Annotated in this window: 23 protein-coding genes, 1 tRNA gene and 1 pseudogene; 10 read left to right on the top strand and 15 right to left on the bottom strand. The window is 64.1% G+C overall.

Going from position 1 to position 24,066, the window contains the following annotated elements:
- Nucleotides 1–13 precede the first annotated feature (13 nt).
- The 5 genes and pseudogenes from LU493_RS20050 to LU493_RS08590 form a co-directional block, all read right to left on the bottom strand.
- Nucleotides 14–925: pseudogene (locus LU493_RS20050) on the bottom strand (lysylphosphatidylglycerol synthase transmembrane domain-containing protein); the annotation flags it as partial.
- On the bottom strand, nucleotides 922–1,809 hold the full coding sequence (locus LU493_RS08605; protein ID WP_275287375.1) for a hypothetical protein: 888 nt from the start codon (nucleotides 1,807–1,809) through the stop codon (nucleotides 922–924). The gene LU493_RS08605 and the pseudogene LU493_RS20050, both read right to left, overlap by 4 nt.
- Nucleotides 1,799–2,899, bottom strand: coding sequence for a glycosyltransferase family 4 protein (locus tag LU493_RS08600; protein WP_275287374.1), 1,101 nt, complete (start codon nucleotides 2,897–2,899; stop codon nucleotides 1,799–1,801). Before LU493_RS08600 ends, LU493_RS08605 begins: the two co-directional genes overlap by 11 nt.
- On the bottom strand, nucleotides 2,896–3,306 hold the full coding sequence (locus tag LU493_RS08595; protein WP_275287373.1) for a 6-pyruvoyl trahydropterin synthase family protein: 411 nt from the start codon (nucleotides 3,304–3,306) through the stop codon (nucleotides 2,896–2,898). Before LU493_RS08595 ends, LU493_RS08600 begins: the two co-directional genes overlap by 4 nt.
- The gene (locus tag LU493_RS08590) at nucleotides 3,306–4,322 is read right to left on the bottom strand and encodes a zinc-dependent alcohol dehydrogenase (RefSeq protein WP_275287372.1); all 1,017 of its coding nucleotides are present in this window, start codon (nucleotides 4,320–4,322) and stop codon (nucleotides 3,306–3,308) included. The genes LU493_RS08595 and LU493_RS08590 overlap by 1 nt, the downstream gene beginning before the upstream one ends.
- A gap of 181 nt (nucleotides 4,323–4,503) precedes the next feature.
- Here LU493_RS08590 and LU493_RS08585 point away from each other — a divergent pair, with 181 nt between their 5' ends.
- From LU493_RS08585 to LU493_RS08575, 3 genes are all read left to right on the top strand, one after another.
- Nucleotides 4,504–5,295 (top strand): CDP-alcohol phosphatidyltransferase family protein, encoded by a 792-nt coding sequence (locus tag LU493_RS08585; RefSeq protein ID WP_275287472.1) that lies wholly within the window; start codon nucleotides 4,504–4,506, stop codon nucleotides 5,293–5,295.
- A gap of 22 nt (nucleotides 5,296–5,317) precedes the next feature.
- The gene (locus LU493_RS08580; RefSeq protein ID WP_275287371.1) at nucleotides 5,318–5,959 is read left to right on the top strand and encodes a YceI family protein; all 642 of its coding nucleotides are present in this window, start codon (nucleotides 5,318–5,320) and stop codon (nucleotides 5,957–5,959) included.
- Between the two features lie 124 nt (nucleotides 5,960–6,083).
- Nucleotides 6,084–7,523, top strand: a complete 1,440-nt coding sequence (locus LU493_RS08575; protein ID WP_275287370.1) for a mannose-1-phosphate guanylyltransferase/mannose-6-phosphate isomerase — start codon at nucleotides 6,084–6,086, stop codon at nucleotides 7,521–7,523.
- Nucleotides 7,524–7,575: 52 nt separating this feature from the next.
- On the opposite strand, the gene LU493_RS08570 is transcribed toward LU493_RS08575, so the two are convergent.
- Nucleotides 7,576–7,652 (bottom strand) — tRNA-Arg (locus LU493_RS08570).
- Nucleotides 7,653–7,909: 257 nt separating this feature from the next.
- Between LU493_RS08570 and LU493_RS08565 the strand changes: the two genes are divergently transcribed.
- Entirely contained in the window at nucleotides 7,910–8,353 is a 444-nt protein-coding gene (locus LU493_RS08565; RefSeq protein WP_275287369.1) for a c-type cytochrome, read from the top strand.
- Between the two features lie 94 nt (nucleotides 8,354–8,447).
- Here LU493_RS08565 and rep read toward each other — a convergent pair whose 3' ends face one another.
- Genes rep through pyrE form a run of 3 tightly spaced genes read right to left on the bottom strand, consistent with a single transcriptional unit; the run spans nucleotide 8,448 to nucleotide 11,749 of the window.
- Nucleotides 8,448–10,505: a DNA helicase Rep gene (rep, locus tag LU493_RS08560; protein ID WP_275287368.1), complete on the bottom strand. Its 2,058-nt coding sequence runs from the start codon at nucleotides 10,503–10,505 to the stop codon at nucleotides 8,448–8,450.
- Nucleotides 10,502–10,990, bottom strand: coding sequence for a tRNA (uridine(34)/cytosine(34)/5-carboxymethylaminomethyluridine(34)-2'-O)-methyltransferase TrmL (gene trmL / locus LU493_RS08555; RefSeq protein ID WP_275287367.1), 489 nt, complete (start codon nucleotides 10,988–10,990; stop codon nucleotides 10,502–10,504). Before trmL ends, rep begins: the two co-directional genes overlap by 4 nt.
- A 45-nt stretch (nucleotides 10,991–11,035) precedes the next feature.
- A complete protein-coding gene (pyrE, locus tag LU493_RS08550) occupies nucleotides 11,036–11,749 on the bottom strand; it encodes an orotate phosphoribosyltransferase (protein ID WP_275287366.1) in 714 nt (237 codons plus the stop codon).
- Between the two features lie 70 nt (nucleotides 11,750–11,819).
- Here pyrE and LU493_RS08545 point away from each other — a divergent pair, with 70 nt between their 5' ends.
- Entirely contained in the window at nucleotides 11,820–12,587 is a 768-nt protein-coding gene (locus LU493_RS08545) for an exodeoxyribonuclease III (RefSeq protein ID WP_275287365.1), read from the top strand.
- Between the two features lie 246 nt (nucleotides 12,588–12,833).
- On the opposite strand, the gene rph is transcribed toward LU493_RS08545, so the two are convergent.
- The 6 genes from rph to LU493_RS08515 all read right to left on the bottom strand — a co-directional run bounded on the left by rph (nucleotide 12,834) and on the right by LU493_RS08515 (nucleotide 19,748).
- Nucleotides 12,834–13,571 carry a ribonuclease PH gene (gene rph / locus LU493_RS08540; protein WP_275287364.1) on the bottom strand — a complete coding sequence of 246 codons (738 nt, stop codon included), beginning with the start codon at nucleotides 13,569–13,571 and terminating at the stop codon, nucleotides 12,834–12,836.
- Nucleotides 13,572–13,640: 69 nt separating this feature from the next.
- Nucleotides 13,641–15,197, bottom strand: coding sequence for an FGGY-family carbohydrate kinase (locus tag LU493_RS08535; protein WP_275287363.1), 1,557 nt, complete (start codon nucleotides 15,195–15,197; stop codon nucleotides 13,641–13,643).
- Nucleotides 15,198–15,203: 6 nt separating this feature from the next.
- Nucleotides 15,204–16,196, bottom strand: a complete 993-nt coding sequence (locus tag LU493_RS08530; RefSeq protein WP_275287362.1) for an ABC transporter permease — start codon at nucleotides 16,194–16,196, stop codon at nucleotides 15,204–15,206.
- Nucleotides 16,193–17,191 carry an ABC transporter permease gene (locus tag LU493_RS08525; protein ID WP_275287361.1) on the bottom strand — a complete coding sequence of 333 codons (999 nt, stop codon included), beginning with the start codon at nucleotides 17,189–17,191 and terminating at the stop codon, nucleotides 16,193–16,195. The genes LU493_RS08530 and LU493_RS08525 overlap by 4 nt, the downstream gene beginning before the upstream one ends.
- Entirely contained in the window at nucleotides 17,184–18,671 is a 1,488-nt protein-coding gene (locus LU493_RS08520) for a sugar ABC transporter ATP-binding protein (protein ID WP_275287360.1), read from the bottom strand. Before LU493_RS08520 ends, LU493_RS08525 begins: the two co-directional genes overlap by 8 nt.
- Nucleotides 18,672–18,764: 93 nt before the next feature.
- A complete protein-coding gene (locus tag LU493_RS08515; protein WP_275287359.1) occupies nucleotides 18,765–19,748 on the bottom strand; it encodes a substrate-binding domain-containing protein in 984 nt (327 codons plus the stop codon).
- A gap of 206 nt (nucleotides 19,749–19,954) precedes the next feature.
- On the opposite strand from LU493_RS08515, the gene LU493_RS08510 reads away from it, so the two are divergent.
- From LU493_RS08510 to arsH, 5 genes are all read left to right on the top strand, one after another.
- A complete protein-coding gene (locus LU493_RS08510; RefSeq protein ID WP_275287358.1) occupies nucleotides 19,955–20,968 on the top strand; it encodes a substrate-binding domain-containing protein in 1,014 nt (337 codons plus the stop codon).
- A 63-nt stretch (nucleotides 20,969–21,031) separates the two neighbouring features.
- Nucleotides 21,032–21,895 carry a YicC/YloC family endoribonuclease gene (locus tag LU493_RS08505; protein WP_275287357.1) on the top strand — a complete coding sequence of 288 codons (864 nt, stop codon included), beginning with the start codon at nucleotides 21,032–21,034 and terminating at the stop codon, nucleotides 21,893–21,895.
- Nucleotides 21,896–21,900: 5 nt separating this feature from the next.
- Nucleotides 21,901–22,737, top strand: coding sequence for a DUF3883 domain-containing protein (locus tag LU493_RS08500; RefSeq protein ID WP_275287356.1), 837 nt, complete (start codon nucleotides 21,901–21,903; stop codon nucleotides 22,735–22,737).
- Between the two features lie 214 nt (nucleotides 22,738–22,951).
- Nucleotides 22,952–23,344 carry an ArsR/SmtB family transcription factor gene (locus LU493_RS08495; RefSeq protein ID WP_275287355.1) on the top strand — a complete coding sequence of 131 codons (393 nt, stop codon included), beginning with the start codon at nucleotides 22,952–22,954 and terminating at the stop codon, nucleotides 23,342–23,344.
- Complete coding sequence (gene arsH, locus LU493_RS08490) at nucleotides 23,341–24,057, top strand: arsenical resistance protein ArsH (RefSeq protein ID WP_275287354.1); 717 nt, start codon at nucleotides 23,341–23,343, stop codon at nucleotides 24,055–24,057. The genes LU493_RS08495 and arsH overlap by 4 nt, the downstream gene beginning before the upstream one ends.
- Nucleotides 24,058–24,066 lie beyond the last annotated feature (9 nt).

The raw sequence follows: 24,066 nt of genomic DNA, 5'->3' as shown, positions 1-24,066 counted from the left end.
GCAGGCTCGACAGCAGCACCAGCAACCCGTACGCCAGCGACACTGCCACGCCATCGGAGCTGGACAGGCCGACCAACGGCCAGACCAGGGCCGCGGCGCCTTCCCGCCACCCCCAGCCGGCGAGACTCAGCGGCATTGCCATGGCCAGCAACAGCAAGGGGGCCAACGCCAGCAGGGTGCTCGTCGGTGTCGCTATCCCGATGGCACGCGCGGCGCAGACCATCACCAGGCCATAGCTGAGTACCGTGGCGCTCGAGACCAGGAGGTGGAGGCTCAATGGCCGGGGAGCCAGCAAGCTGCGCCGAAGATCCTGCCACGCCCCGGCAACGATGGCGGGCCATGGCCGCTCCCACGGCAGCCCGGCGCCGGAGCGCCAGACCAGCAGGCCACCACCGACGACGACGCACACCACGACGACGGCCCAGCCGAGGCCACCGGCAGAGATCGCCAGCTGGCTTCGCCAGGGTTGCCATGACGGCAGCAGCCCCAGACTCGCCACCACCAGCATGGCCAGCGCGACCTGCCCCGAGATCCGTTCGATGAACACCGCCCGAAGCGCCTGCTGACGGCGCCGATCGCCCCAGGCCGGCCCCGCCTGTCGGGCGTGACGCCAGGCACGGGTCGCATCGCCTGCCATGCCACCCGGAAGGACCTGGTTGAGAAAGGTCGCCAGATAGTACTCCTGAAGGGCCTGCCAACCGCCCATGCGCAGCCCCAGGCAACGCAAGGTGTACCACCAGCGCCAGGCGGACATGGCCACCTGGGGCACGGAGATCGCCAGTCCCGCCGCGACCCAGACGAACTGGACATCATCGAACCGCACGCCGACCCGGTCACCATCGACGAGGTGATAGACCAGCGCGACCGCCGCCAGCACGATGGCCCAGCGCGCCCCGAGCGCCGCCCATGACAGGCCCCGGATCATCGGCGCGCCGTCCCGGTGGGCATGGTGGATCCCGGCAGGGCCAACAGATCCCGATGCCCGACCCGTATCGTCAGTTCTCCCCGACGCCAGCACGACAGCCGCGCCGCATGCCAGTCCCGGATGGCATCGGCGGCCTCGGGCGCCTGCTCGCATGCGGCCGAGCGCCAGCCGTCGAGCAGTGCTTCGCCGAGAGCCCGATCATCGAGCCCCTGCAGTACCCAGGGGCTGTCGGCCAGGTACAGCCGATAGCCGCATGCCTCCAGCGCCGACGCCATCACGGCCGGCGCCTGTCCGCCCAGTGCCTGCCCCACGCCCTTGTCGGTGGCCTGATGGTCGCGATAGACATGGCGAACCCATTGATCCTCGCGCGTCCATTCCCGGGAGGCGGGGCTTTGGGTGTCCAGCCGCCAGTCCCCGTTCACGCTCAATGCCAACAGCACCGCGACCCGGTGCCGGCTCGCGGCCTCCGCCAGCATCGTGACCCAGGGATGCGACATCAGGTCGAGCAATGCCGACGCGGTCAGCAGATCCGTTCCGTCGAGCCATGCCGCCAGCTCGTCGGGGCGGCGCCGCCAACGGCCCATGTCGACGCAGCGTGCCTCCGCCTCGCATGGCGCGGCCTCCGCCATCGCGATATCCAGCAGCGCCGCATCCTGGTCGATCAGCGTCCAGTGTTGAGGCATCGCCAGGCGGGAGCCGAGATAGCGCAGGTTGCTGCCGCTCCCCGCCCCGAGGTCGAGCACCTTCAGCGGCCGCCGAGTCGCGGCCCGGCGCTCCGCCAGCCAGGCCGCCGCCATCCCGTTGAGTCGCTCGGCACGGGAACGTGCATCGACGGGCTCGCGAAGCGCCAGCCATGACGCGGCAAAGAGGGCATCATCGCTCATCGACGACTCCCGCCGGCACCCCGGGCGAGCCGGCAAGGCTGTCGGCAAAGCGTTCCACCGTCCGCTCCCAGCCAGCCAGCGCCAGCCGGCCGTGGGCCGCACCGCGCCGCTTGGCGTCTCGCTCCTCGCTCGACCACCATTGCGCGATGGCCGCAGCAAAGGCCTCGCTGCGGCCGGGCTCGACACGCCAGGCGGCCTCCGGGGGAACCGTATCGCGCAATGCCCCGCCGAGGGTCGAGACCAGCGGCAGCCCCCGGGCCAGCGCCTCCGTCACGACCATGCCATAGCCTTCGTAGAACGACGGCACCAGCACCAGGTCTGCCTCGTGGTAACATCGCGCCAGCGCCGTCTCGTTCACGCACCCTGCCACGCTCACTCTGTTCTGCAGGCCGAGCGCCATGATGTCCCGCCGGATTGCCTGGCTTTCCTCGGGCGCGCGACGATCATCGCCGACGCATTCGAGCCGCCAGGGGCGATGGCGCAGCATCGCCAACGCTTCCAGCATGACCCGATGGCCCTTGCGCGGGGTCAGCGTTGCCACGCACAGCAACCTCGGGGCCTCGGCGGCCCTCGACGGCCAGGCGCCTCGAGCCAGGGGAGCCGGCGCCACACCGGGCTCCACCACCTCGATGGGCGTACGGGTGACGCCCAGCTCGACGAGGCGACGCGCGGTGAAACGGCTCGTCACGACAAGGCGGTGCACTCGCTCCAGCACGTCGATCTCGCGCACATGCAGGCGCCGACGCGCCGCCTCGTCGAGGCCGGCTTCGTCGCCGAGCGGATGATGCACCAGGGCCGTGATACGCAGTCGCCCGAGATGCGGTGTCACCACGTCCCCCAGATTGCCCAGGGCGAGGCCGTCGATCACGACCTCGTCGCCATCCTGCCGCGCATCGAGGGCCGTCTGCAGGGCCTCCCGGGCCGGTCGGTCACCCTCGGGAAAGGTCCCCTCGAGCTCGTCGACGGCAACGTCCCAGCCGATTGCCCGCAGCCCGTCGACGATACGGGCATCATAACGATAGCCGCCCGTCGCCTGGCGCAGCGGCCCGGGCACGATGACGGCCAGCCGAGGCGCGCTGGAAAGGCTCACGCCTCCCACTCGAGGGATCCCTCGTAGCTGGCCCAGGCGATATGCGATTCATGGAGCGTCACCTTCATGGCACTCAACCCCTTGGCCCCCTCGCCCAGGCGCCCGTCCGTGATGGCCCATGCCATGCGCTGAAAGACCGCCTGCGCCATGAACTCGGTCGTGGTATTGCGCCCTTGAAACGCCTCATGATCGTCCAGATTGGACAGGGTGAACTCCTTCAACACGGTGCTCAGCGTCTCGCTGGCGAGCCCGATATCCACCACCAGGTCGTGCTCGTCGAGCGTCGGTCGAAAAAAGCTGACATCCACCACATAGGTGGCGCCATGAAGCTTTCGTGCCGGCCCGAATACGTCGCCATGAAAGCTGTGAGCGATCATCATGTGATCGCGTACGGTCAGGCTGAACATCAAGCGCTCCTTTCGGAATGGCCATCGTCTTCATCTTGGGTGCCGTAGCGCACGACCTGGCAGAGGGTCTCGCTTTGCGGTGAAGTGACGCTCGCCATTACCCATGGCAGATCCTCGAACGCACAGGAAGGTTCCAGCAACGCCTCGAAGCGCGGATCGGCGAGCAGCCCCAGGGCCAGTGCCAGGCGACGCTGGCCTCCCCACCTGGCGGCACGGTCGGCGCGCGGGTGGCCGACCTGGGAGGCCAGCAGCGAGAGCCGCCGGGAGTGAAAGGCCTGGCCCAGCGGGAGTTCGACATCGCGCGTGCCGTACCAGCTCATCTCGATGACCCGCGCCTCATTGCCGGCCAGGACCAGGGCCTGACGCAGGCCCGCGGCGCTGCCGCTGGTGTGAAAGACCAGGTCGCAGTTTTCCGGTGCGTCGTCCGGCAGGCGGAACCTCACCCCGAGCCGCCGGGCCAGCCGCGCACGCGCCGGGTTGATGTCCACCAGGGTGACGTCGGCGCCCGGAATATCGGCCGCCAGGGCAGCAACCAGGACCCCCACCACCCCGGCACCGATCACGCCGATGCGATCACCGACGACCGGCGCCGCATCCCAGAGCGCATTGACGGCCGTCTCCATGTTGGCGCCGAGCACGCCCCGACGCGCCGGCACCCCGTCGGGCAAGGGCAGGACCGCCGCTTCGGGGACCACATAGCGATCCTGATGAGGAAAGAGGCAGAACACATCGCGCCCCAGCAGAGACGACGGCCCCTTCAATACCCGTCCCACGTTCGCATAGCCGTACTTGAGCGTGTCATTGAACTCGCCTTGCTGGAAAGGCGCGCGCATCCGCTGATATTCGGAATCGGGTATCCGGCCATGGAACACCAGCGATTCCGTCCCGCGGCTGATCGCGCTGAATCGCGACTCGACCAGCACCTCGCCCTCACCGGGCTCGGCCAGTGATTCCTGCCGCAGTTCGCCTCGCGGCCCCGGGACTCGCCAGAATGCCCTGGCCTGCATCACTGCCATGGATTCCCTCGCCTCTCTGCTCGATTCGACCGATTCGGCCTGCTGATTTCCATCCTCTCACAGGCTTGGACCAAAACTATACAGATCATGTACAAGATCTACGCACAGGAATAGCGCATCGGCTCATTCATTGCCACACTCAACAGGGTAGGCGTTCAACGCTCAGGAGCCGCATAGCGTGATGAGACACACCGCAGATGATGGCCGCGACGTACAAGACTGGTGCAAGGAGAGTCGCGGCATGCGCATCGAACAGGGAGCCGACACGCGGCGAATCTGGCCGGATCTCGCCATGGGCCTGGCGCTGGCGGTGGGCATCAGCCTGGCGCTCTGGCCGAGCCACGAGGCACCCGGTGCGCTGGGAGCGGCACTCGTGGCGCATCTCGCGCTCAGCGCGCTCGTCATCGCCGCCTGGACACGCGAGCTGCGCGGCTTCGGCTGGGCCAATCGCGTCACGCTGCTGCGCGGCGCCCTCATTACCGCCCTGGCCGGCATGGCCCTGGCCCCCCTGTTCCGGCCCGGCGCCGAGGCCGAGACGCTATGGCCGCTGAGCGCTCTCGCCCTGCTCGCCCTCCTGCTCGATGGGCTGGACGGCTGGGTGGCCCGTCGCACGCACACCCTGACGCACTTCGGTGCACGCTTCGACATGGAGCTGGATGCCTTTCTGATCCTGCTGCTGTGCATCGCCTTGATCACCCACGACAAGGCGGGGCCCTGGGTACTGATGCTCGGCGGCATGCGCTACGTCTTTGTCGTCTCGGGCAGGCTGTGGCCCTGGCTGGCCGCTCCCCTGCCGGAGAGCCGGCGACGCAAGGCGATCTGCGTGATACAGGTCGGCGCCCTGCTCGTCGCCTGCAGCCCTTTCGCCAGTCCCCTGATGACCCCGTTCCTGCTGGCCCTTGCCCTGACCCTGCTGAGTGCCTCTTTTCTGCGCGACATTCACTGGCTATGGCAACGGCAGCGCTGCCCTTGATACATCCATGAGGAGGCCTCCCATGCGAATTTCCATACGAACACCGTCCCCTGCCACGATCGTCACTCCCTTCAAGAGGGCCCTGCTCTGGCTGCTGGTCCCCACGATGCTCGCTCTGCCTACCCTCGGCGCGGCGGAACCACGGACCTACCACATCGATCCAGCACATTTCTCGGTGAGTTTTTCCGTGGATCACGTCGACTATGCCGACGTGATCGGCCTGTTTCTCGAGGCCGAGGGCGAGTTCGTCTATGACGAGCAGCGCCAGACGCTGGCGTCGGGCTCGGCCACCATCCAGGCCGACAGCCTCTTTACCAACCACCAACGCCGCGACGAGCACGTCAAGGACGATGATTTCCTGGACGTCGACCGCTACCCCACCATCGAATTCGTGGCCGACGAGCTCACCGGGGTCGAGGACAATCGCGGCACCCTGACCGGAAACCTGACGCTGCTCGGCGAGACGCGCCCGGTGACGCTCGACGTGCGGCTCAACAAGGCGGATCGCTACCCCTTCGGGCATGAAAAGCACACCCTGGGCATCTCGGCCACCACCGAGCTGAACCGCAGCGAATGGGGCATGGACTACGCAGTGGACAACGGCCTGGTGGGCGATACGGTGGCGGTGAGACTGGAGTTCGAGGCCATACGGCAACCGGAGTGATGGACACACCCCGAGGCCCGGGCCTCGATGGATCGAGACACGCCGAATGATGCCCGGCTGGCCCGCTTGCCGACAGGGCGATACAGTGCCGCTTGGAGTCAGGCGTCCGCCAAAGGGTCCCTACATGCATATCGTCATCATCGCCGGGGGAACCGGCTCGCGCCTATGGCCTCTCTCCCGAGAGGCCTATCCCAAGCCCTTTCTCAAGGTGGACGGCGATGCTTCGCTGCTGCAGAAAACCTTCCTCAGGGGGCAGTCCGCCGGTCCGGTGGAGAGCGTCACCACGGTTACCCATCGCGAGTTGTTCTTTCGTACCGACGAGGAGTACCGGGCGCTATCGCCTCGCCAGCCCCTGCACTATCTGCTGGAGCCCTTCGGCCGCAATACCGCTCCCGCCATTTGCAGCGCGGCACTGGAACTGCAATACCGCTACGGCGACGACGCCCGGATGCTGGTGCTGCCGGCCGACCACCTGGTGCAGGACGAGGCCGCCTTCCGTCGCGCGGTCGACAATGCCATGGAGGCCGCTGCGCAGGGTCGTCTGGTGACCTTCGGTATCCAGCCGACACGGGCGGAAACCGGCTTCGGTTACATCGAGAAGGGAGAACCCCTGCCCTCGACCGCTGACACGGCCCTCGAGGTCGTGCGCTTCATCGAGAAACCCGATCGCGCAACGGCCGAACACTACCTGGCCGGCGGCCGACACTTGTGGAATTCGGGCATGTTCTGCTTTCGGGTCGACAGCCTGCTGGGGGAACTGGGCACGCATGCCCCGGCGCTGCTCCAGGCAACGCAAGCGGCTCTGGAGTCGGCACGCCGCAGCGAGGGTGAGGCTCACAGCCTGGCGCATCTGGATGCCGGGTATTTTGACGCCGTGGTGGGGGAATCGATCGATCGCGCCCTCATGGAGAAATCCTCCCGGGTGGCCGTGGTGCCTTGCGAACCGGGCTGGCGCGATATCGGTTCCTGGCAGGCCATGGCCGATCTCGTGGAACCCGATGAGCAAGGCAACAGCGTACTGGGCGATGCAGAACTGGAGGATACACGAAACTGTTATATCCACAGCCGGCATGGCCTGACCGCCACTCTCGGCGTGCGGGACCTGGTGATCGTGGATACGCCCGATGCGTTGCTGGTCGCCCACAAGGACCGCTGCCAGGACGTGAAGACAATCACCGAGCGCCTCGAGGCAAGGGACAAGGGGTGGCAACGGCACCATGGCAAGGTGCATCGTCCCTGGGGCACCTATACGGTGCTGGAAGAAGGGAACCGCTTCAAGATCAAGCGCATCGAAGTCAAACCCGGCGCCTCACTATCCCTGCAGATGCACTACCACCGCAATGAGCACTGGATCGTGGTCAGCGGTACCGCCAGGGTGATCAATGAGAACGAGGACGCGCTGTTGCGCACCAACGAATCCACTTACATTCCCGCGGGTCACCGGCACCGCCTCGAGAACCCGGGCCTCGTCCCCCTGGTGATGATCGAGGTACAGAGCGGTGACTACCTGGGCGAGGACGACATCCTGCGCTTCGAGGACGATTACGGGCGCTGTGGGCCGTAACGAAAAACGGCCACCGCTGACAAGAGCCAGGTGACCGTTTTTACTGCAATTCTGGCGCGCCCTAAAGGATTCGAACCTTTGACCTTCGCCTCCGGAGGGCGACGCTCTATCCAGCTGAGCTAAGGGCGCGAATTTTCCAACTCTCGCCGACACTGCTTGATGTCAGTCAGCGATTGCGCTGAGGCGGGCATTATCCTACCTTGCCGCCTGTCGGCTGTCCACCCGGGCGGGCGCTATGCGTCTCGGTATCGACGCGTTTTTCCGCTTTTGCCGATGCTGGTTATACTGACCACCATCGCATGGCGGTTCGGGCTCGCTTCGCGCGACCTGAATGCCAACCGTGACGCCGTCCGGCAATGCCGTCCAATAACAAGAGAGGTGGCACAGTGAATTCCAGCAAGTTGATCGTGGGGTGCCTGGCCACCCTCGGCCTGACGGGCCTGACCTTCGCCCAGGAAGACTCGAGTCACGAAGCCATCGCCAAGCGCCTGGCACCGGTGGGGGAACTTTGCCTCCAGGGACAGGATTGCGGTACCAGCACAGCATCCGCCGGAGGCGGTGCAGCGGGCTCATCGAACGGGGGCGGAGACGCCGATGGCCAGGCCATCTATGACGCCGTTTGCATGGCCTGCCACAATACGGGCGTGGCCAATGCCCCGAAGATAGGCGATACCGAAGCCTGGTCGACCCGCCTGGAGAAGGGGACCGATACGCTCTATACCCATGTCATCGACGGCTTCAATGCCATGCCGCCCAAGGGGGGCGACCCCAGCCTCTCCGACGCCGAGGTCAAGGCGGCCGTCGACTATCTGCTCGAAGAGTCGCAATAGCCGAGCACATCGTCACGAGAAGTGCCCTGGGCACTGCACAGTGGAGAGGGCTTGTCCGAGGGCAGGCCCTCGCTGAGCGTTCTGTCAGTCGCCCTCAACCCAACAGCGAGCGAATCCCCGCCAGGGCATCCTGGCCGCGGGCCTGTTTTTTCTCCGGGTCTTCCCGGCCGGCCCGACCTTCCCATTCCAGCGCATCCTCGGGCAACTCGTCGAGGAAACGACTGGGCGTGCAGTCCATCAGCTCACCATACGCCTTGCGCTGTCGGGCCAGCGTCAGCGTCAAGGTGCGTCGCGCTCGGGTGATGCCCACATACGCCAGGCGGCGCTCCTCCTCCACGGTGCCCACTTCGATGGCATTGCGGTGCGGCAGCAGTTCCTCCTCGAGCCCCATCAGGTAGACATGCGGGAACTCGAGCCCCTTGGAGGCGTGCATGGTGAGCAGCTGAACGCGGTCGGAGTCGTCCTCCTCGGCCTGTTGCTCGAGAATATCGCGCAGCACCAGCCGCGAGATCGCCGCTTCCACATCGTCGGTTTCGGTATCGGTGCTGGGACTTTCCTCGTCGGGATCGGCCCGCATCGATTTCTCAAGCTGGTCGACCAGGGTCCAGACGTTGGCCATGCGTCGCTCGGCGATGGTCGGCGCGCTGGCGTTCTGGTAGAGCCAGGCCTCGTAGTCCATCTCGTGCAGCATCCCGCGAATGGCGGCGATGGCATCGCCACCATCCATGCGACGTCGAACGCCGTCGATGAAGTGCGTGAAACGCCCCAGGCGCTCGACCGCCCGCGCCGGCAACTGCTCGGCCAGCCCCATCTCATGGCAGGCGGCGAACAGCGATGCGCCTCGGTCGGTGGCGTAGTTGGCCAGCTTTTCCAGGGTGCCAGGGCCGATCTCCCGACGCGGCACATTGACGATACGCAGGAAGGCGTTGTCGTCGGCCGGGTTGATCAACAGCCTCAGGTAGGCCATGGCGTCCTTGATCTCGTTGCGCGAGAAGAAGGACGTCCCGCCGGAGAGCTTGTAGGGAATCTGGTAGTGCTGCAGCTTGAGCTCCAGCAGCCGCGCCTGGAAGTTGCCGCGATAGAGCACCGCGAAGTCGCGCCATTCGGCACGCTCCTTGATGCGCCGGGTGAGGATCTCGCTGGCCACCCGCTCGGCTTCCGCTTCCTCGTGACGGTTGACCACCACACGGATCGGCTCTCCCTGCCCCATGTTCGACCACAGGGTCTTCTCGTAGACGTGGGGGTTGTTGCTGATCAGGGTGTTGGCGGCACGCAGGATGGTCCCGGTGGAGCGGTAGTTCTGCTCGAGCTTGATGACATTGAGACGCGGGAAGTCCTCGCCCAGGGTCACCAGATTTTCGGGCCGCGCCCCGCGCCAGGCATAGATCGACTGGTCGTCGTCGCCGACCACGGTGAAGGTTTGCCGCTCCCCCATCAGCATGCGCACCAGCTGGTACTGGCTGACGTTGGTGTCCTGGTACTCGTCCACCAGCATGTAGTGGATCTTGCGCCGCCAGCGCGCCAGTGCCTCGGGATCGTCACGCAGCAGGGTCACCGGCAGCAGGATCAGATCGTCGAAATCGACGGCGTTATAGGCCTTGAGATGGCGAACGTAGGCCTCGTAGACCCGTGCCGCGAACAGCTCGTCCTCATCGGCGGCATGGGACAACGCCTGCCCGGGCAGCACCAGATCGTTCTTCCAGTTCGAGATCACCGACTGGACCCGATTGATCTGATCGGCATCGACCTGGGCGTCCTTGTTCATCAGGTCGCGCAGCAAGGCCTTGGCGTCTTCGGGGTCGAACAGCGAGAACCCTGGCTTATACCCCAGTGCCTTGAGTTCGCCGCGGATGATGTTGAGCCCCAGGGTGTGGAAAGTGGAGACACGCAGCCCGTGGGCTTCCTTGCCCTTGAGCATCTGCCCCACCCGCTCCTTCATCTCCCGGGCCGCCTTGTTGGTGAAGGTCACCGCCGCGATGCGCCGAGCACTCATGCCGCACTCCTGCACCAGGTAGGCGATCTTGGTGGTGATCACGCTGGTCTTGCCGGAACCGGCGCCCGCCAGCACCAGGCAGGGCCCGTCGATGGCCTTCACGGCCTCGCGCTGGCTGGGGTTGAGCTTGGCGATGCGGCTGGCAATGCTGGTCGTCATGGTGCGCCCCCGGTCGAGGGCGCCAGGGCGCCCTCGAAATCGAGCTGTCGCCACGCCTCATAGACCAGGATGGCGCAGGCGTTGGAGAGGTTCAGGCTGCGGCTCTCGGAGAGCATGGGGATGCGCAGCCGCTGTGCCTCGGGGAGGGCATCGAGCATCGCCTGGGGCAGGCCGCGGGTTTCGGGGCCGAACACCAGGGCATCACCCGGACCATAGGCCGGCTCATGATAGCCGGTGCGACCGCGTGTGGAGACGGCGAAGACCCGCCGGGGCGAGACCGATTCGATGAAGGCTTCCCAGTCAGAATGCACACGGACCCTGGCCCACTCGTGATAATCGAGCCCGGCGCGACGCAGGCGCTTGTCATCGAGTTCGAAGCCGAGCGGCTCGATCAGGTGCAAGCGGAATCCGGTGTTGGCGCACAGCCTGATCAGGTTGCCCGTATTGGGCGGAATCTCGGGCTGGAAGAGCACCACATCGAGCATAGTCGGCTACCTGGGTCGAACACCGACGAGGCAAGGCAACCTCGTTCAGCTGGCGGTCACGCCGTAGCGATCACGGTAATCGCGGATGGCCTCGGCATGGCCCCGCAGCGCCTCGCCGGCGTGGACTTCGAGATATTCGAGCACCATGTCCAGGTTGACGATACTGACCACCGGCATATCGTAGGCCGCTTCGACCTGCTGGATGGCGCTGCGGGCATCGCCGTCATCACCGCCGCGCTCCTGGCGATCCAGCGCCACCACGACACCGGCCGCCTCGGCACCGGCGTTCTCGATCAGGCCCATCACCTCGCGGATGGCGGTGCCGGCGGTGATGACATCGTCGACGATCAGGATGCGGCCGGCGAGCTCGGCGCCGACGATATTACCGCCCTCGCCATGCGCCTTCGCTTCCTTTCGATTGAACGCATAGGGCAAGTCGCGGTCATGATGATCGGCCAGCGCCACGGCGGTAGTCGCCGCCAATGGGATACCCTTGTAGGCAGGGCCGAACAGGACATCGGCCTCCAGCCCACTGTCGGCGATGGCCTGGGCGTAGAAACGGCCCAGTTGGGCCAGGGCGGCACCGGACTTGAACAGACCGGCGTTGAAGAAATAGGGGCTGACCCGACCGGACTTGAGGGTGAACTCGCCGAAGCGCAGCACGCCCTGCTCGATGGCGAACGCGATGAACGCCTGTTGATACGGTTGCAGGGACGATGCGACTCGATGATCCGCCACGGGGCCTCCTATCACGTTCATGGACCGATGCCATTTACCCAAACGTCGAAACGTCGGGTATCATACACGCGCGACGCAAAAGGGACCATGTATGAAAATCGCCACCATCAATGTCAACGGCATTCGCGAGGCGGTCGGTCGAGGCTTTCTCGACTGGCTGGCCAACCAGGACGCCGACGTCGTCTGCGTGCAGAACCTCAAGGCCAAGAGTTTCGAGCTCGACGACAGCATCCTCTTTCCGGAAGGCTACGAGGGCTATTTCCTCGACGCCGAGCAGGACGGTTTCTCCGGTGTCGGCCTTTACTGCCGCAAGATTCCCAAGGCGATCATGTACGGCCTGGGCTTTCCCCAGTGCGACCATGAAGCGCGCTTCTTGCAGGCCGACTACGACCGCTTCAGCATCGCCTCCTTCCTGATGCCCGACGGCAGCGACCCCGCCGCCAAGCAGAACTTCATGGCACAGTATCAGGAGTACCTGACCAAGATGGCTCGCAAGCGCCGCGAGTACATCATCTGCGGTACCTGGCACATCGCCCACAAGACCATCGACCTGGAGAACTGGGCGGACAACCAGACCACACCGGGCTTCAAGCCCGAGGAACGCGCCTGGATGGATCAGGTCTTCGGCCCGACAGGTTTCATCGACACCTTCCGCGAGATCAACCGCGATGCCGGTGAATACACCTGGTGGCCGGCGCTGGACCAGGATCAGCCGCGGGAGCGCCAGGAGGGCTGGCGCATCGACTATCAGATCGTCGGCCCCAACTTCCGCCGCCATGTGGTGGATGCCTGGATCGACTACGACGCCACCTTCTCCGAGTACGCGCCGCTGATCATCGAGTACGACCTGACCCTCTGACGCGCCTCCCTACGTCGCCATCGCGCTTCGGCGCGATGCAACACGCCGGCCATGGGCCGGCGTGTTGCGCCAAGGGAACACTGATTTATTGCTGCGCTCGATATCCTGACCGCCGGCGGTGCGCGCAATCCTCATTGAGCAAACTGTCACCTCCGGTTGCTGTGCTCCGGCGGCAGCCAGCCTATCTTCGCTCGCGACATAAATCAGCATTCCCACCAAGTGCGGGGATCACCCCATCTCGAATACTCAGTCGCGGATGCCCAGCGCCTCACGCTGATGGTCGAACAGCTCACCGCCGGCCTTCTCGGCGAGATCGAGCATGGCATTGAGTTCGGCACGGCTGTAGGTGCCCGATTCGGCAGTGCCCTGCACCTCGATCAACTCACCGTTCTCCGCCATCACCACGTTCATGTCGGTACCGGCACGGCTGTCCTCCGGATAATCCAGGTCGACCACCGGCGTCCCCTGGTAGATGCCCACCGACACCGAACTGATCAGCTGGTGGAAGGGATCGCCCTTGATCAGCTTCTCGCGCTGCAGATAGCGAACGGCGTCCACCAGCGCCACACAGCCGCCGGTGATGGCCGCGGTGCGGGTGCCGCCGTCGGCCTGGATGACATCGCAGTCCACGGTGATGGTGTACTCACCGAGTTTTTTGAGGTTGATCGAGGCCCGCAGCGAGCGGCCGATCAAGCGCTGAATCTCCACCGTGCGTCCGCCCTGCTTGCCGCGGCTGGCCTCGCGACCACCCCGGGTATGCGTGGCCCGCGGCAGCATGCCGTACTCGGCGGTCACCCAGCCCTGCTTCTTGCCACGCAGCCAGCGCGGCACACCGGCCTCGACGCTGGCATTGCACAACACACGCGTATCACCGAACTCCACCAACACCGATCCCTCGGCATGGCGGGTGTAGTCGCGGGTCAGGCGAATGTCGCGGGTCTGATTGATCGCGCGTCCACTGGGACGCTGGATGTCCGAGGACATGGCACCTCTCATCAATTTTGACTAAAGCGCCGATTGTACACCCTCGAGCACAGCAGCGCCTGAACGTGTTCAGTCCAGGCGCCCGGCATAGAGCGCCTTGAACGCCTGGTAGCGCGTAGCATGCATCGCTTGCATGGAGGGATCGGGCTCCAGCACCTGCTCACCCGGGGCGAGCCCCTTGGCCACCCCCAGCACACTGCCGCCTCCCCTGGCGCCCAGCGCCGCAACAGCGGCCCCCATAAGCACCGGTTCGGGAGCCCCAGAAAGCACCACCCGGCAACCGGTACCGTCGGCGTAGAGCTTGCGTAGCAACGCCGAACGGCCGTGACCGCCGCTCAGATGCAGCGTATCGATAGAGTAGCCGTGGGCGTTGAGCCGCTCAATGATCGCCCGGGTGCCGTAGACCAGCGCCGTCGCGGCGGCCCAGTACACCTTGATGAAGCTCTCCCGCGGGGTATCCAGCGTGAGCCCGCTGATCACCCCGCGAATGTCCGGGTCAGCCAGTGGCGAACGGTTACCAATGAAGTCCGGGCAGACATGGGTGTCCGGGGCGGGGTCGCCGTTCTCCAGGCGTTCAAGCAGCATGCCCGAGAGCGCGCCGTGCACATCGTCACCGAACTCGCTGCCGGCGGAGAACATCGCCACCAGGTGGTCGAGTAGCGCGCCGGTAATGCTTTGGCCGCCTTCGTTAGCGACGAACCCGTCACACAGCGCGCTAGGATAGGGCCCCCAGATGCCGGGCACTTCACAGCGCTTGGGTTGAGCGCCGATGTGGCAGGTCGAGGTTCCGCCGATCACCGCCAGCCGCGTCTCGGGGTCCTGCGTCAGGCTGCGGCCTAAGGTTCCCAGGGCGCCAGCATAGGCGTCGATCATACCGACCGAGAAGCGGCACTCGGTGGTCAGGCCAAGATCCCGCGCCGCGGCCTCAGTGAGTGGACCAAGATCCTCGCCCACCGGCAGGGCATTGTCGGGAAGCTTCGCGCGCTCGATCACGTCCTGCATGTCGATCTGAGCAAGGAAGTCGTAATCCCAGCCTTGGCCGGGGCGCGGGTCGAAGGTCCACTTGCAGGCGAGCATGCATACCGAGCGCTCGAAAGAGCCCGTACAATGAAAGCCCAGCCAGTCACCAAGATCGCCTGCATAACCGATCTGCGCGTAAAGCTCGGGACGATGGCGCTTGAGCCACTTGAGCTTGGGCACCTGCATTTCCGGCGACATCGACCCGCCAAGACTGGCAAGCACCGCCGACCCGGTAGCCGAGCACTCCGCGGCCTCACGTGTGGCACGGTGGTCCATCCACACGATGATGTCCCAGGGCTCATCACCCGGCGAGAGCGCCAGGGGCCGGTAGGCTTTATCCAGCAACACCAGCGAACAGGTCGCGCTGACCGACATGCGCGTCACGCTCCTGGAGGCCACACCGGCGGCTTCTCTTGCCTGGTGGGTGGCGCGGCATACCGCGCGCCAGATGTTGGTGGAGCTCTGCTCCACATGGTGCTCGGCGGGGCGGTGCATGCCGATGGGCGCCTTCGCCTCAGCCAGCATCACACCGTCCTGGTTGAAAATACCCGCGCGTGCACTGCCGGTACCGATGTCGATGCCCAGAACGTGCTCTTGATAACTCATAGAGGCTTACTCACGACTTTTGATGAACGGCATCCGCAGTGCCATCACGATGATCAGGAATCCGCCCCAGACGGCAGTAGCCAGGTGCTGACTGGCACCCATCAGATTCATGCCCGAAGCGATCACCTGCAGGCTCATCAGCCCCAGCATCAGCGGCAGCACACGGCCAAAGCCGCCAAAGGGGTTGGCGCCAGCCAGAAAACACGCCAAGACGGTAATCAGTAGGTAGCTCTCGCCGTGGCCAACACGCACCGAGTTGAAGCGAGCCAGCATGACCATACCGGCCAGCCCCGCCAGCAGGCCGGACAGGGTGTAGACAATGATCAACACGCGCTTGACGTCAATGCCCGAATATTCCGTCGCGCGGGGGTTGGAGCCGAGCATATGGGTCGAGAAGCCAATCCGGGTGAAGTGCATGATGTACATCAGCCCGGCGGCGGCGGCGAGGAAGATCCACATCGGAATTGGCACGCCTAGCCAATGGCCGCTACCGAGGGTCTGGAACGTCTCGGGCATTCCCGAGATACCGCCGCCACGGGTCAGGAACTCGCCCATCCCCTGGAAAAAGATCATCGCCCCCAGCGATACCAGAATTGGATGTGCTCCGACGTAGGCGACAATGACGCCGATCAGACAGCCCGACGCCGCGCCCACGGCCAATCCAGTCACAATGGCGAGAGGCACACCAATGCCGCCCATGTCCGCCAAGGCACCCTGCACAAACCATGCCGTGGTGAGCCCGGCGAGATTAGCAGTGAAGGTGACTGACAGGTTAAGCCCGCCGGAGATGATCGGCACCAACATCGCCAACGAGAGTAGACCGAGCTCCGGCAGCTGCATCGACATCGAACCGAAGTTGGTCGTGCTAAGAAAGCCAGGGGCCAGCAGCGAGAAGAACGCGATACTGATGACCAGAAACGCCGTCATCACCAGCACCTCGAGGGTATCGGCGCCCAGTCGAATACTGGCCTTGGCGGGCGCGTTCGGTGACTTGTTCATACGGTTTTCGCCCTAAAGGAATGGGGCAACAAGTTGCCCAGGTTACTGGTCGTGATGGCGGTTAAGATGATCAGCCCCACGATCATGCGAAAGGCGTAGGGCGTGACGCCCAGCAGGTTCAAGCCGTTTTGCACCACGGCAAGCAACAGCACACCGAGCACCGCGCCAAGCACCGTGCCGCGCCCGCCGCCAAGGGTAGCGCCACCCAGCACCACCGCGGCCAGAATGGGGAGCTCCTGGCCGATCAGAGCGTTGGGCACCACCTCCTGCACGATATGCGCCTGCATCAGTCCCGCCACACCGGCGCAGAGCCCCAGCCACCCGTAGGCGAAGGCGTGGATCTTCCACACGCTGACGCCGGAGCGGCGCGCCGCCTCGGGACTGGAGCCATAGCCGTAGATCGCCCGTCCAAAGCCCGTGCGGGCAAGAATAAACCAGGTGAACAACACCATGACCGCCATGACGGCAGCGGGGAAGTAGAGCGTGGCCGAACCTCGTTCAGCAGGCAGGTCCAGCAGAGGAATCGAGTAATAGAGCCAGTCCGGGATGTCATAGATCGATACCCCGCCAGTGAAGTACATCAGCAGCCCGAAAAAGAGGTTGAAGGTGCCGATGGTGACGATGATCGACACGATGTGGAAACGATGGATCAGCAGAGCGTTGAACAGCCCCAGCACCGTGCCCACCACAGCGGACAGCAAGATCCCCACGACCCAGCCTCCGCCGCCCAGGTATTCCATCAGCAAGGTCATCGCCACGTACTGCACCACCGAGGCGGCCACCGCGAAGGAGATATCGATGCCACCGGCGATCAGCACTACCACCAGTCCCACGGCGAAGATGATATTGACCGACTGATTGTTCAGGAGATCAAACAGGTTCTGCACACTCAGGAAGCTATCTGTACTCAGTGTCAACACCACGCAGAGTGCGACGATGATGCCAAGCAGCACACCCTCGGTACCGAGCTTTTTGCGTCGTAAAAGCTTACGCATTGATCACTGCCTCCAGCGCTTCTTCGGTGGTGTCTGCGGGGGTGACTTCGGTGGCGATGCGCCCTTCGCGCAGCACCAACGCGCGGTCGGTATTCATCCAGATCTCGCCGGCCTCGTCGGAGATCAGGATGATCGCCATACCCTGATCCGCCAGCCCACGGATGATGTCGAAAATGCCGGCCTTCGCGCCGACGTCCACACCGATAGTAGGGCAGTCAAGGATCAGCACGTCGGGCTCGGTTGCCAGCCATTTGGCTAGCGCCACGCGCTGCTGATTACCGCCGGAGAGCGACGACACCGCCAATTCGGCATCGCTCACCTTGATCTTCAACTGTTCGACCCAGCGCGCGGTCAGCGCCTTGATGCGCCCGGGAGAGAGAAAGCCGCGCGGTTTCTCCAGAAAAGGCAACACGGTCACGGCACTGTTCATGTTGATCGACTGATTCTGCACCAGCCCCAGGTGAAATCGGTCTTCCGAAAGGTAGGCAATCTTGTGGCGCACTGCGTCACGGTTGGAGCGCAGCTTGAGCGGTCTGCCATCCTTGCGCATCACGCCCGAGGTAGGGCGGGTCATGCCGAAGAGAGTATGAGCGATCTCGGTCCGCCCAGCGCCCAGCAGCCCAGTCAGGCCCAGGATCTCGCCGCGATTCAGGGTGAAGGAGATATCCTCGAATTCGCCATCGCGACTTAAACCGTCAAGCTCCAGCACTGGCGCTCCTTTCCGGGCATTCACTCGCGGGGTGTGCTCAAGCTCCAGGCCGGTCATCAGCGTGGAGAGTCGTGCCTGGGTCATACCCTCAGTGGGATATGTGCCCACCAACTGGCCGTTGCGCAGTACGGTGACTCGCTGGCAGACCTCCAACACCTCTGCAAGACGGTGGCTAACCAGCACGATGGATATGCCCTGGTCGGCCAGGGTTCGAGTGATCGCCAGTAGAGACTGCACCTCCTTATAGGTGAGTGAGGCGGTAGGCTCGTCCATGAAGATGATGTTGGCACCGGCACGCAGCACCCGGCAGATTGCCACCAACTGACGGTGGGCAACGGTGAGCTCCTCCACGCGGGCAGCAGGGTCCAGGTTGAAGCCGAACTGCTGGATAATCTCGAAGGACTGGCGGAGCGCCTCCCGATAGGCGATAGGCTTCCAAGGCTTGGCCACATAGTCATCGAAGACAATGTTTTCCGCCACGGTCAGGTGCGGGAAGAGCGCCAGATCCTGCCAGATCACATGGATTCCTCGATTGCGCGCCTCCAGGGGGCTGATCGACGTGAGGGACTCGTCGCCCAATGTGAACTGGACTCCAGGCTCAGGCTTGTAAACCCCGTTAATGATCTTGATGAGCGTGCTTTTACCGCAACCATTCTCGCCCGCCAGGCACATAACCTCTCCGCGGAGAAGCTCGAACTCGACACTGTCGAGAACCCGGCTTTGCCCGAACACCTTGCTGACATGGCGCGCACGAATCGCAATGTCGCTCATCGGCGGCTCCTCTCTAGACATGACGCCTCTCTGAACATGACTGCCGCGCTCATCTAGCGCGGCAGCGTTGACACGATGGGCTAAGGAGTGGCCTCAAAGGCCGAGCTCGGCGAGCTCGTCCACGGTCTCTTCGCTCAGTTCCAGGGGCTTCGAAGCATAGATGGTATGGCCATCCAGTGTGACGTCACCGAGTACAGGCAGCTCGTCACCCGCGTTGATCTCTTCGCCGTTGTAGAGCATGTTGCCCAAGGCGACGAACGCCTTGCCCGCCTCCAGCGGGCTCCACTGAAAGCCGCCAGTAATCACCCCTTCGTGCACCAGGCGCCGACCTTGCCCCGGCGAGAACAGCCCCATCACGGCAACATCGCCGGCAAGTCCGCGCTCTTTCACCGCACGGGCAGCACCAATGGTGCCCTGGCTTCCAAACGACATGATCCCAGCCAAGTCTTCGTGGGCGCGTAGCAGGTCCAAGGTGGTGCTACGGCTGTCATCGACGCTTTCCGCCACACCAAAGCGTTCCGCCGCAGGGCTCAACCCCGCACAGTTTTCCTCCAACCAACGCACCGCGGCGTCCGCCCAGGCGTTATGTGCCGGGACACTCAAGCCCCCGACGTAAACGGCATAGGAGCCTTCGCAACCGGTGGTGTCGGCCATTAGCTTGGCATGCTCTTCACCGAGCGCCTGCGAGGAAATCATCTCGAAGTCATAATCGATGTTGACCGACTCGGGGCTCTCGTGAGTGAGCACGATGATGCCCTGTTCACGAGCGCGTTCGAGCACCGGCTCCAGCACTTCGCGGTCGTTGGGCACCACCCCGATGACGTCGACGCCGCGGCTGATCAGGTCCTCGACAGCGCGCACCTGGAGGGCTGGATCGGCGCTGGTCGGGCCAACCATGTAGGCCTCGGCGCCCAACTCGTTGCCCATCTCCTCAATGCCCATTTCCATAGCATTGAACCAGGGGATACCACCCACTTTCGCCACGACGGCAATGGTGGGAGACTCCTGTGCCATGACGCTGGTGCTGGCCAGCGCGCCAGTAAGCGTTGCGGCGGTAAGAAGTTCTTTATATTTCATTGTCTTATCCTTTGCTTGTGACGAACAGAGCCAGTGATATGAAGCATGTGAGTCGATGGTGATCGGTGCGGACGTGCGTGCAAAAACGTGCAGGCCATGATGACGGCACCTAATATTCGACTGCACAATCGGTTGTGCAAAGTGCAGCATTGTTCGATGGCGCCTTCACGTCAATGCGACTTTTATCTACTACAAGGAGCGGTCACGTGCTAAGCGAGCCCCCTAAACGGCTGACCATCTACGATCTGGCAAGACTCGCCGACACCTCACCGAGCACCGTCAGCGCCGTGCTCAACGGCTCGTGGCAGCGTCGGCGCATCAGCCAGAAGCTGGCCGACAAGATCCTCTCCCTCGCCAAGGCCGAGGGCTACTCCGCGAACTTGCAGGCCCGCGCGCTGCGCCGCGAACGCTCCGGTATCATCGGCATGATCTTGCCGCTTTACGATAATCGCTACTTCAGCTCCATCGCCCAACACTTCGAAGCCCAGGCTAGGCAACGCGGTCTGTTCGCCACCGTCGCCTGTACCAACCGCAACCCTGAACAGGAGCGAGAAGCCGCGCGCATGATGCTCGCCTACCGGGTCGAGTGCTTGGTCAGTACCGGTGCTACCGATCCAGATACCATTTCCGAGATGTGCGATGAACGCGGCGCAACCAGCATCCACATGGACCTTCCCGGCTATAAGGCACCGTCAGTGATTTCCGATAACCGCGAAGGCGCGCGACGACTCACCGACGCCATCCTGGATCGTCTGGCCGGGCAGGACACGAGCGAAAACGATATTCTATTCATCGGCGGGCGCCGCGAGGATCACAACACCCGCGAACGTATCGCCGGGTTCACCCAGGCCCGTACCCAGCGAGGACTAGCCACTTCGAAGGCAGATATCATTACCTGTGACTATGCCGCCAACAGGACCCAGAACGCCCTGGAAGCGTACATGTACCAACGCACTCGCCTGCCCAGCGCGATGTTCGTCAACTCAACTATCTCGCTGGAGGGCGTTGTACGCTGGCTGCAGCTGGGTGGCTACCAGCTAGACGACATGGTGATGGGCTGCTTCGACTGGGATCCGCTGGCCGCCGCTTTCCATCCGAGCCTGTTGATGGTGCGCCAGGACGTCGAGGTTATGATCGAGCGGGTCTTCGAAATCATCGACGCGCCAACGGTCGAGACGAACCGGTGCATCGAGGTATCACCAGAGATCATTGGCGTCTAGGCACCCGACGGCCCATACGCTGCGCTACACTTGTCCGACGCTTACCGTCCAAGAGTCTACCCCATGCCACACAGCATGACCGCCTTCGCTCGCACCGAACAGACCGACACTTTTGGCACCCTGCAGGTCGAGCTGCGCTCGGTCAACCAGCGCTATCTCGAACCGCATTTCCGACTGCCCGAGACGTTGCGCGACCTCGAGCCCGACTTTCGAGAGGCCCTGCGCGGTCGCCTGGCTCGCGGCAAGGTCGAGTGTCATCTGCGCTTCACGCCCGCCGACGCCGACGCTCGGCTGAGCGTCAACCGCACACGCCTCGAGACGCTGGCCAATGCCCTGGGCGACGTGCGCGACAGCGTGCCCCAGGCCGCCATGCCCGACGCCCTGGCGCTGCTCAACCACCCCGGCGTGCTGGACATCCCCGGCCCCGACATGGACCTCGTCAAGGCGGAAGCGCGTACCCTCTTTCGGACCGCCCTGGACGACCTGGAGGCCGGCCGAGCCCGCGAAGGCGACAAGCTCGCCGCCTTGATCGACGCGCGCCTCGACGGCATCCTCGAACAGATCGTCGAAGTCCGCCGCCTGCTGCCCGACATCCTGGCGCGTCAACGCGACCAGCTCCTCGAACGGCTGGAAAGCGCCAGAACCGAGCTCGACCCGCAGCGACTCGAGGCCGAGATGGTCCTCGTGGCCCAGAAGGCCGACGTCGCCGAAGAACTCGACCGCCTGGACACCCATGTCGCCGAGGTCAGGCGCCAACTGGCCAGCCAGGGTCCCGTTGGCCGCCGCCTGGACTTCCTGATGCAGGAACTCAACCGCGAGGCCAACACCCTGTCGTCCAAATCCGTCGTCGCCGACACCTCCCGCTGCGCCGTGGAACTCAAGGTGTTGATCGAACAGATGCGTGAGCAGATCCAGAATATCGAGTGAATGCCATGCCCCGAGAGGATTCGTGGTCCGTCGAAGAGATCGAGGCCATCGTCGATACGTATCACAAGATGCTGATCGCCGAATTGAGCCAACAACACTACAACAAGGCGGCGCTCAACCGTCAGTTGGCGGAACGCCTACCCAAACGCACGCCTGGTTCTATCGAATTCAAGCACTGCAATATTAGCGCGGTACTGCGCGATGCCGACTGCCCTTATGTGGCGGGCTACAAACCACGCAGTAACTATCAGTCGACATTGGTCAAGAGCGTCGAACAACGCCTACTGTGCAGCGAGATTTTCGATCGTGCCGCCCTATTGGCGACAGAAAGGCCCGTCATCGACACCTCGCCCGAAACGCTAGACGACATAATCGTCGAGCCGCCCTCGACATCACCTCAGGTTCAAGAAGTGCCCGGCAACTACGTCGTCAAGCGGGACTATCTCGCTCGTGAGGCCCGCAACCGTGACTTGGACCATGCTGGGGAGAGCTTCGTGCTCGCCTACGAACGCCAACGCCTAATCGCTGAAGGAGAGCGCCAGCTCGCCGCGTTAGTGGAACATGTAGCCGAGACCCAGGGCGACGGCGCCGGTTTCGATATTCGGTCGTTTTCCGCCGATGGCAGTGAGCGGCTAATAGAGGTCAAAACCACCGCCTTCGCCAAGGAGTGCGCCTTTTTCATTTCGCCCAACGAGCTCAATTGTTCGCGCGACAACGCAGCGAATTACCACCTGTACCGACTGTTTGACTTCCGGAAACGGCCGCAAATGTTCTGCCTTCAAGGGAACCTCCGCGACCATCTCTGGCTCGAGCCGGATAACTATCGTGCCAGCGTGCGCTGAAGTCTCAGGCCTTTTCCAGCGAGCACTAACACGGGCCCATCAAACACTAGGCATTGCTGATATTCACCACCTGTCAGGCCGGTACCTGCTCGCCAGGCAATGAGTCTCGACGGGCTCCGGAAGTGACGACATCTCCCAGGTCTCGACACGCGATCCCGAGGTCGACCGGCATGGACTGCTTGCTTTTTTATATTATGTCTGTAAATCTCGACATATGGACAACTCAGACATTATCGACGCCTTCGGTGCCCTCGCCCAATCGACCCGCCTGGATACCTTCCGGCTCCTGGTGCGCCATGAGCCGGAGGGGCTGCCGGCCGGTGAGATCTCGCGGTTGCTGGGCGTACCGCACAACACCATGTCGACCCACCTGGGCGTACTGGCGCGGGCAGGCCTGGTGAGTTCGCGCCGACAGAGCCGGTCGATCATCTATCGCGCCGACCTGGACCACATGCGAAAAGCGCTCAGCTTCCTGGTGCGCGACTGCTGCGCGAGCCGGCCCGAACTGTGTGATCCGCTCCTTCAGGAGTTGCAGTATCCCGAGACCGGGGCCGCATGCAGCCAGAGGGCTGGCAAGACCCTACGCAACGATGAGGACGCCTCATGAGCCTTGATCCGCTCCCCAATATCGACCCCGAGTACTTGCACCCCATCGACATCGACGCCCTGGTGGGCCCGGATCAGCCTCGCCATCCGCCACGCCTGCTGGTGCTGTACGGCTCGCTCCGTGAACGTTCGTATTCGCGACTGTTGTCCGAAGAAGCCGGACGCCTGCTGCGCTGGTACGGCTGCGAGGTGCGAACCTTCAACCCCTCCGGCCTGCCGTTGCCCGACGATGCCGACGCCGATCACCCCAAGGTGCAGGAACTGCGCGAGCTGGCCGAGTGGAGCGAGGGCATGCTGTGGGTCAGCCCCGAGCGCCACGGCGCCATGACCGGGATCATGAAGGCGCAGATCGACTGGATTCCCCTGGCGCTGGGCGGGGTGCGGCCCACACAGGGCAAGACGCTGGCCGTGATGGAAGTCTCCGGCGGTAGCCAGAGCTTCAATGCCGTCAACCAGCTGCGCATTCTGGGGCGCTGGATGCGCATGCTGACCCTCCCCAACCAGTCGTCCGTGCCCAAGGCCTTCAACGAATTCGACGATGCCGGGCGGATGCGCCTGTCGCCGCTCTACCTGCGTGTGGTCGATGTCTGCGAGGAGCTGGCGAAGTTCACCTGGATGACCCGAGGACGTTCCGCCTACTTGACCGATCGCTACTCGGAGCGGATCGAAAGCGCCGAGGCTGTGTCACGCCGGGTCAATCAGGCGACGCACTGAGCCGAACCA

Origin of the sequence: Halomonas elongata, assembly GCF_029081005.1 — a bacterium.
Taxonomy (GTDB): Bacteria; Pseudomonadota; Gammaproteobacteria; order Pseudomonadales; family Halomonadaceae; genus Halomonas; species Halomonas elongata_B.
This window is presented reverse-complemented; position numbering and strand designations above follow the sequence as displayed.

Coding starts and splice junctions, on each gene's coding strand:
- LU493_RS08515 (WP_275287359.1), bottom strand. CDS start 19,748: ATGAAATATAAAGAACTTCTTACCGCCGCAACGCTTACTGGCGCGCTG.
- LU493_RS08595 (WP_275287373.1), bottom strand. CDS start 3,306: ATGTTCAGCCTGACCGTACGCGATCACATGATGATCGCTCACAGCTTT.
- LU493_RS08500 (WP_275287356.1), top strand. CDS start 21,901: ATGCCCCGAGAGGATTCGTGGTCCGTCGAAGAGATCGAGGCCATCGTC.
- LU493_RS08590 (WP_275287372.1), bottom strand. CDS start 4,322: ATGGCAGTGATGCAGGCCAGGGCATTCTGGCGAGTCCCGGGGCCGCGA.
- LU493_RS08575 (WP_275287370.1), top strand. CDS start 6,084: ATGCATATCGTCATCATCGCCGGGGGAACCGGCTCGCGCCTATGGCCT.
- LU493_RS08585 (WP_275287472.1), top strand. CDS start 4,504: ATGAGACACACCGCAGATGATGGCCGCGACGTACAAGACTGGTGCAAG.
- rph (WP_275287364.1), bottom strand. CDS start 13,571: ATGTCCTCGGACATCCAGCGTCCCAGTGGACGCGCGATCAATCAGACC.
- trmL (WP_275287367.1), bottom strand. CDS start 10,990: ATGCTCGATGTGGTGCTCTTCCAGCCCGAGATTCCGCCCAATACGGGC.
- pyrE (WP_275287366.1), bottom strand. CDS start 11,749: ATGAACGTGATAGGAGGCCCCGTGGCGGATCATCGAGTCGCATCGTCC.
- LU493_RS08525 (WP_275287361.1), bottom strand. CDS start 17,191: ATGCGTAAGCTTTTACGACGCAAAAAGCTCGGTACCGAGGGTGTGCTG.
- LU493_RS08535 (WP_275287363.1), bottom strand. CDS start 15,197: ATGAGTTATCAAGAGCACGTTCTGGGCATCGACATCGGTACCGGCAGT.
- LU493_RS08545 (WP_275287365.1), top strand. CDS start 11,820: ATGAAAATCGCCACCATCAATGTCAACGGCATTCGCGAGGCGGTCGGT.
- arsH (WP_275287354.1), top strand. CDS start 23,341: ATGAGCCTTGATCCGCTCCCCAATATCGACCCCGAGTACTTGCACCCC.
- LU493_RS08605 (WP_275287375.1), bottom strand. CDS start 1,809: ATGAGCGATGATGCCCTCTTTGCCGCGTCATGGCTGGCGCTTCGCGAG.
- LU493_RS08580 (WP_275287371.1), top strand. CDS start 5,318: ATGCGAATTTCCATACGAACACCGTCCCCTGCCACGATCGTCACTCCC.
- rep (WP_275287368.1), bottom strand. CDS start 10,505: ATGACGACCAGCATTGCCAGCCGCATCGCCAAGCTCAACCCCAGCCAG.
- LU493_RS08505 (WP_275287357.1), top strand. CDS start 21,032: ATGCCACACAGCATGACCGCCTTCGCTCGCACCGAACAGACCGACACT.
- LU493_RS08530 (WP_275287362.1), bottom strand. CDS start 16,196: ATGAACAAGTCACCGAACGCGCCCGCCAAGGCCAGTATTCGACTGGGC.
- LU493_RS08520 (WP_275287360.1), bottom strand. CDS start 18,671: ATGAGCGACATTGCGATTCGTGCGCGCCATGTCAGCAAGGTGTTCGGG.
- LU493_RS08495 (WP_275287355.1), top strand. CDS start 22,952: ATGGACAACTCAGACATTATCGACGCCTTCGGTGCCCTCGCCCAATCG.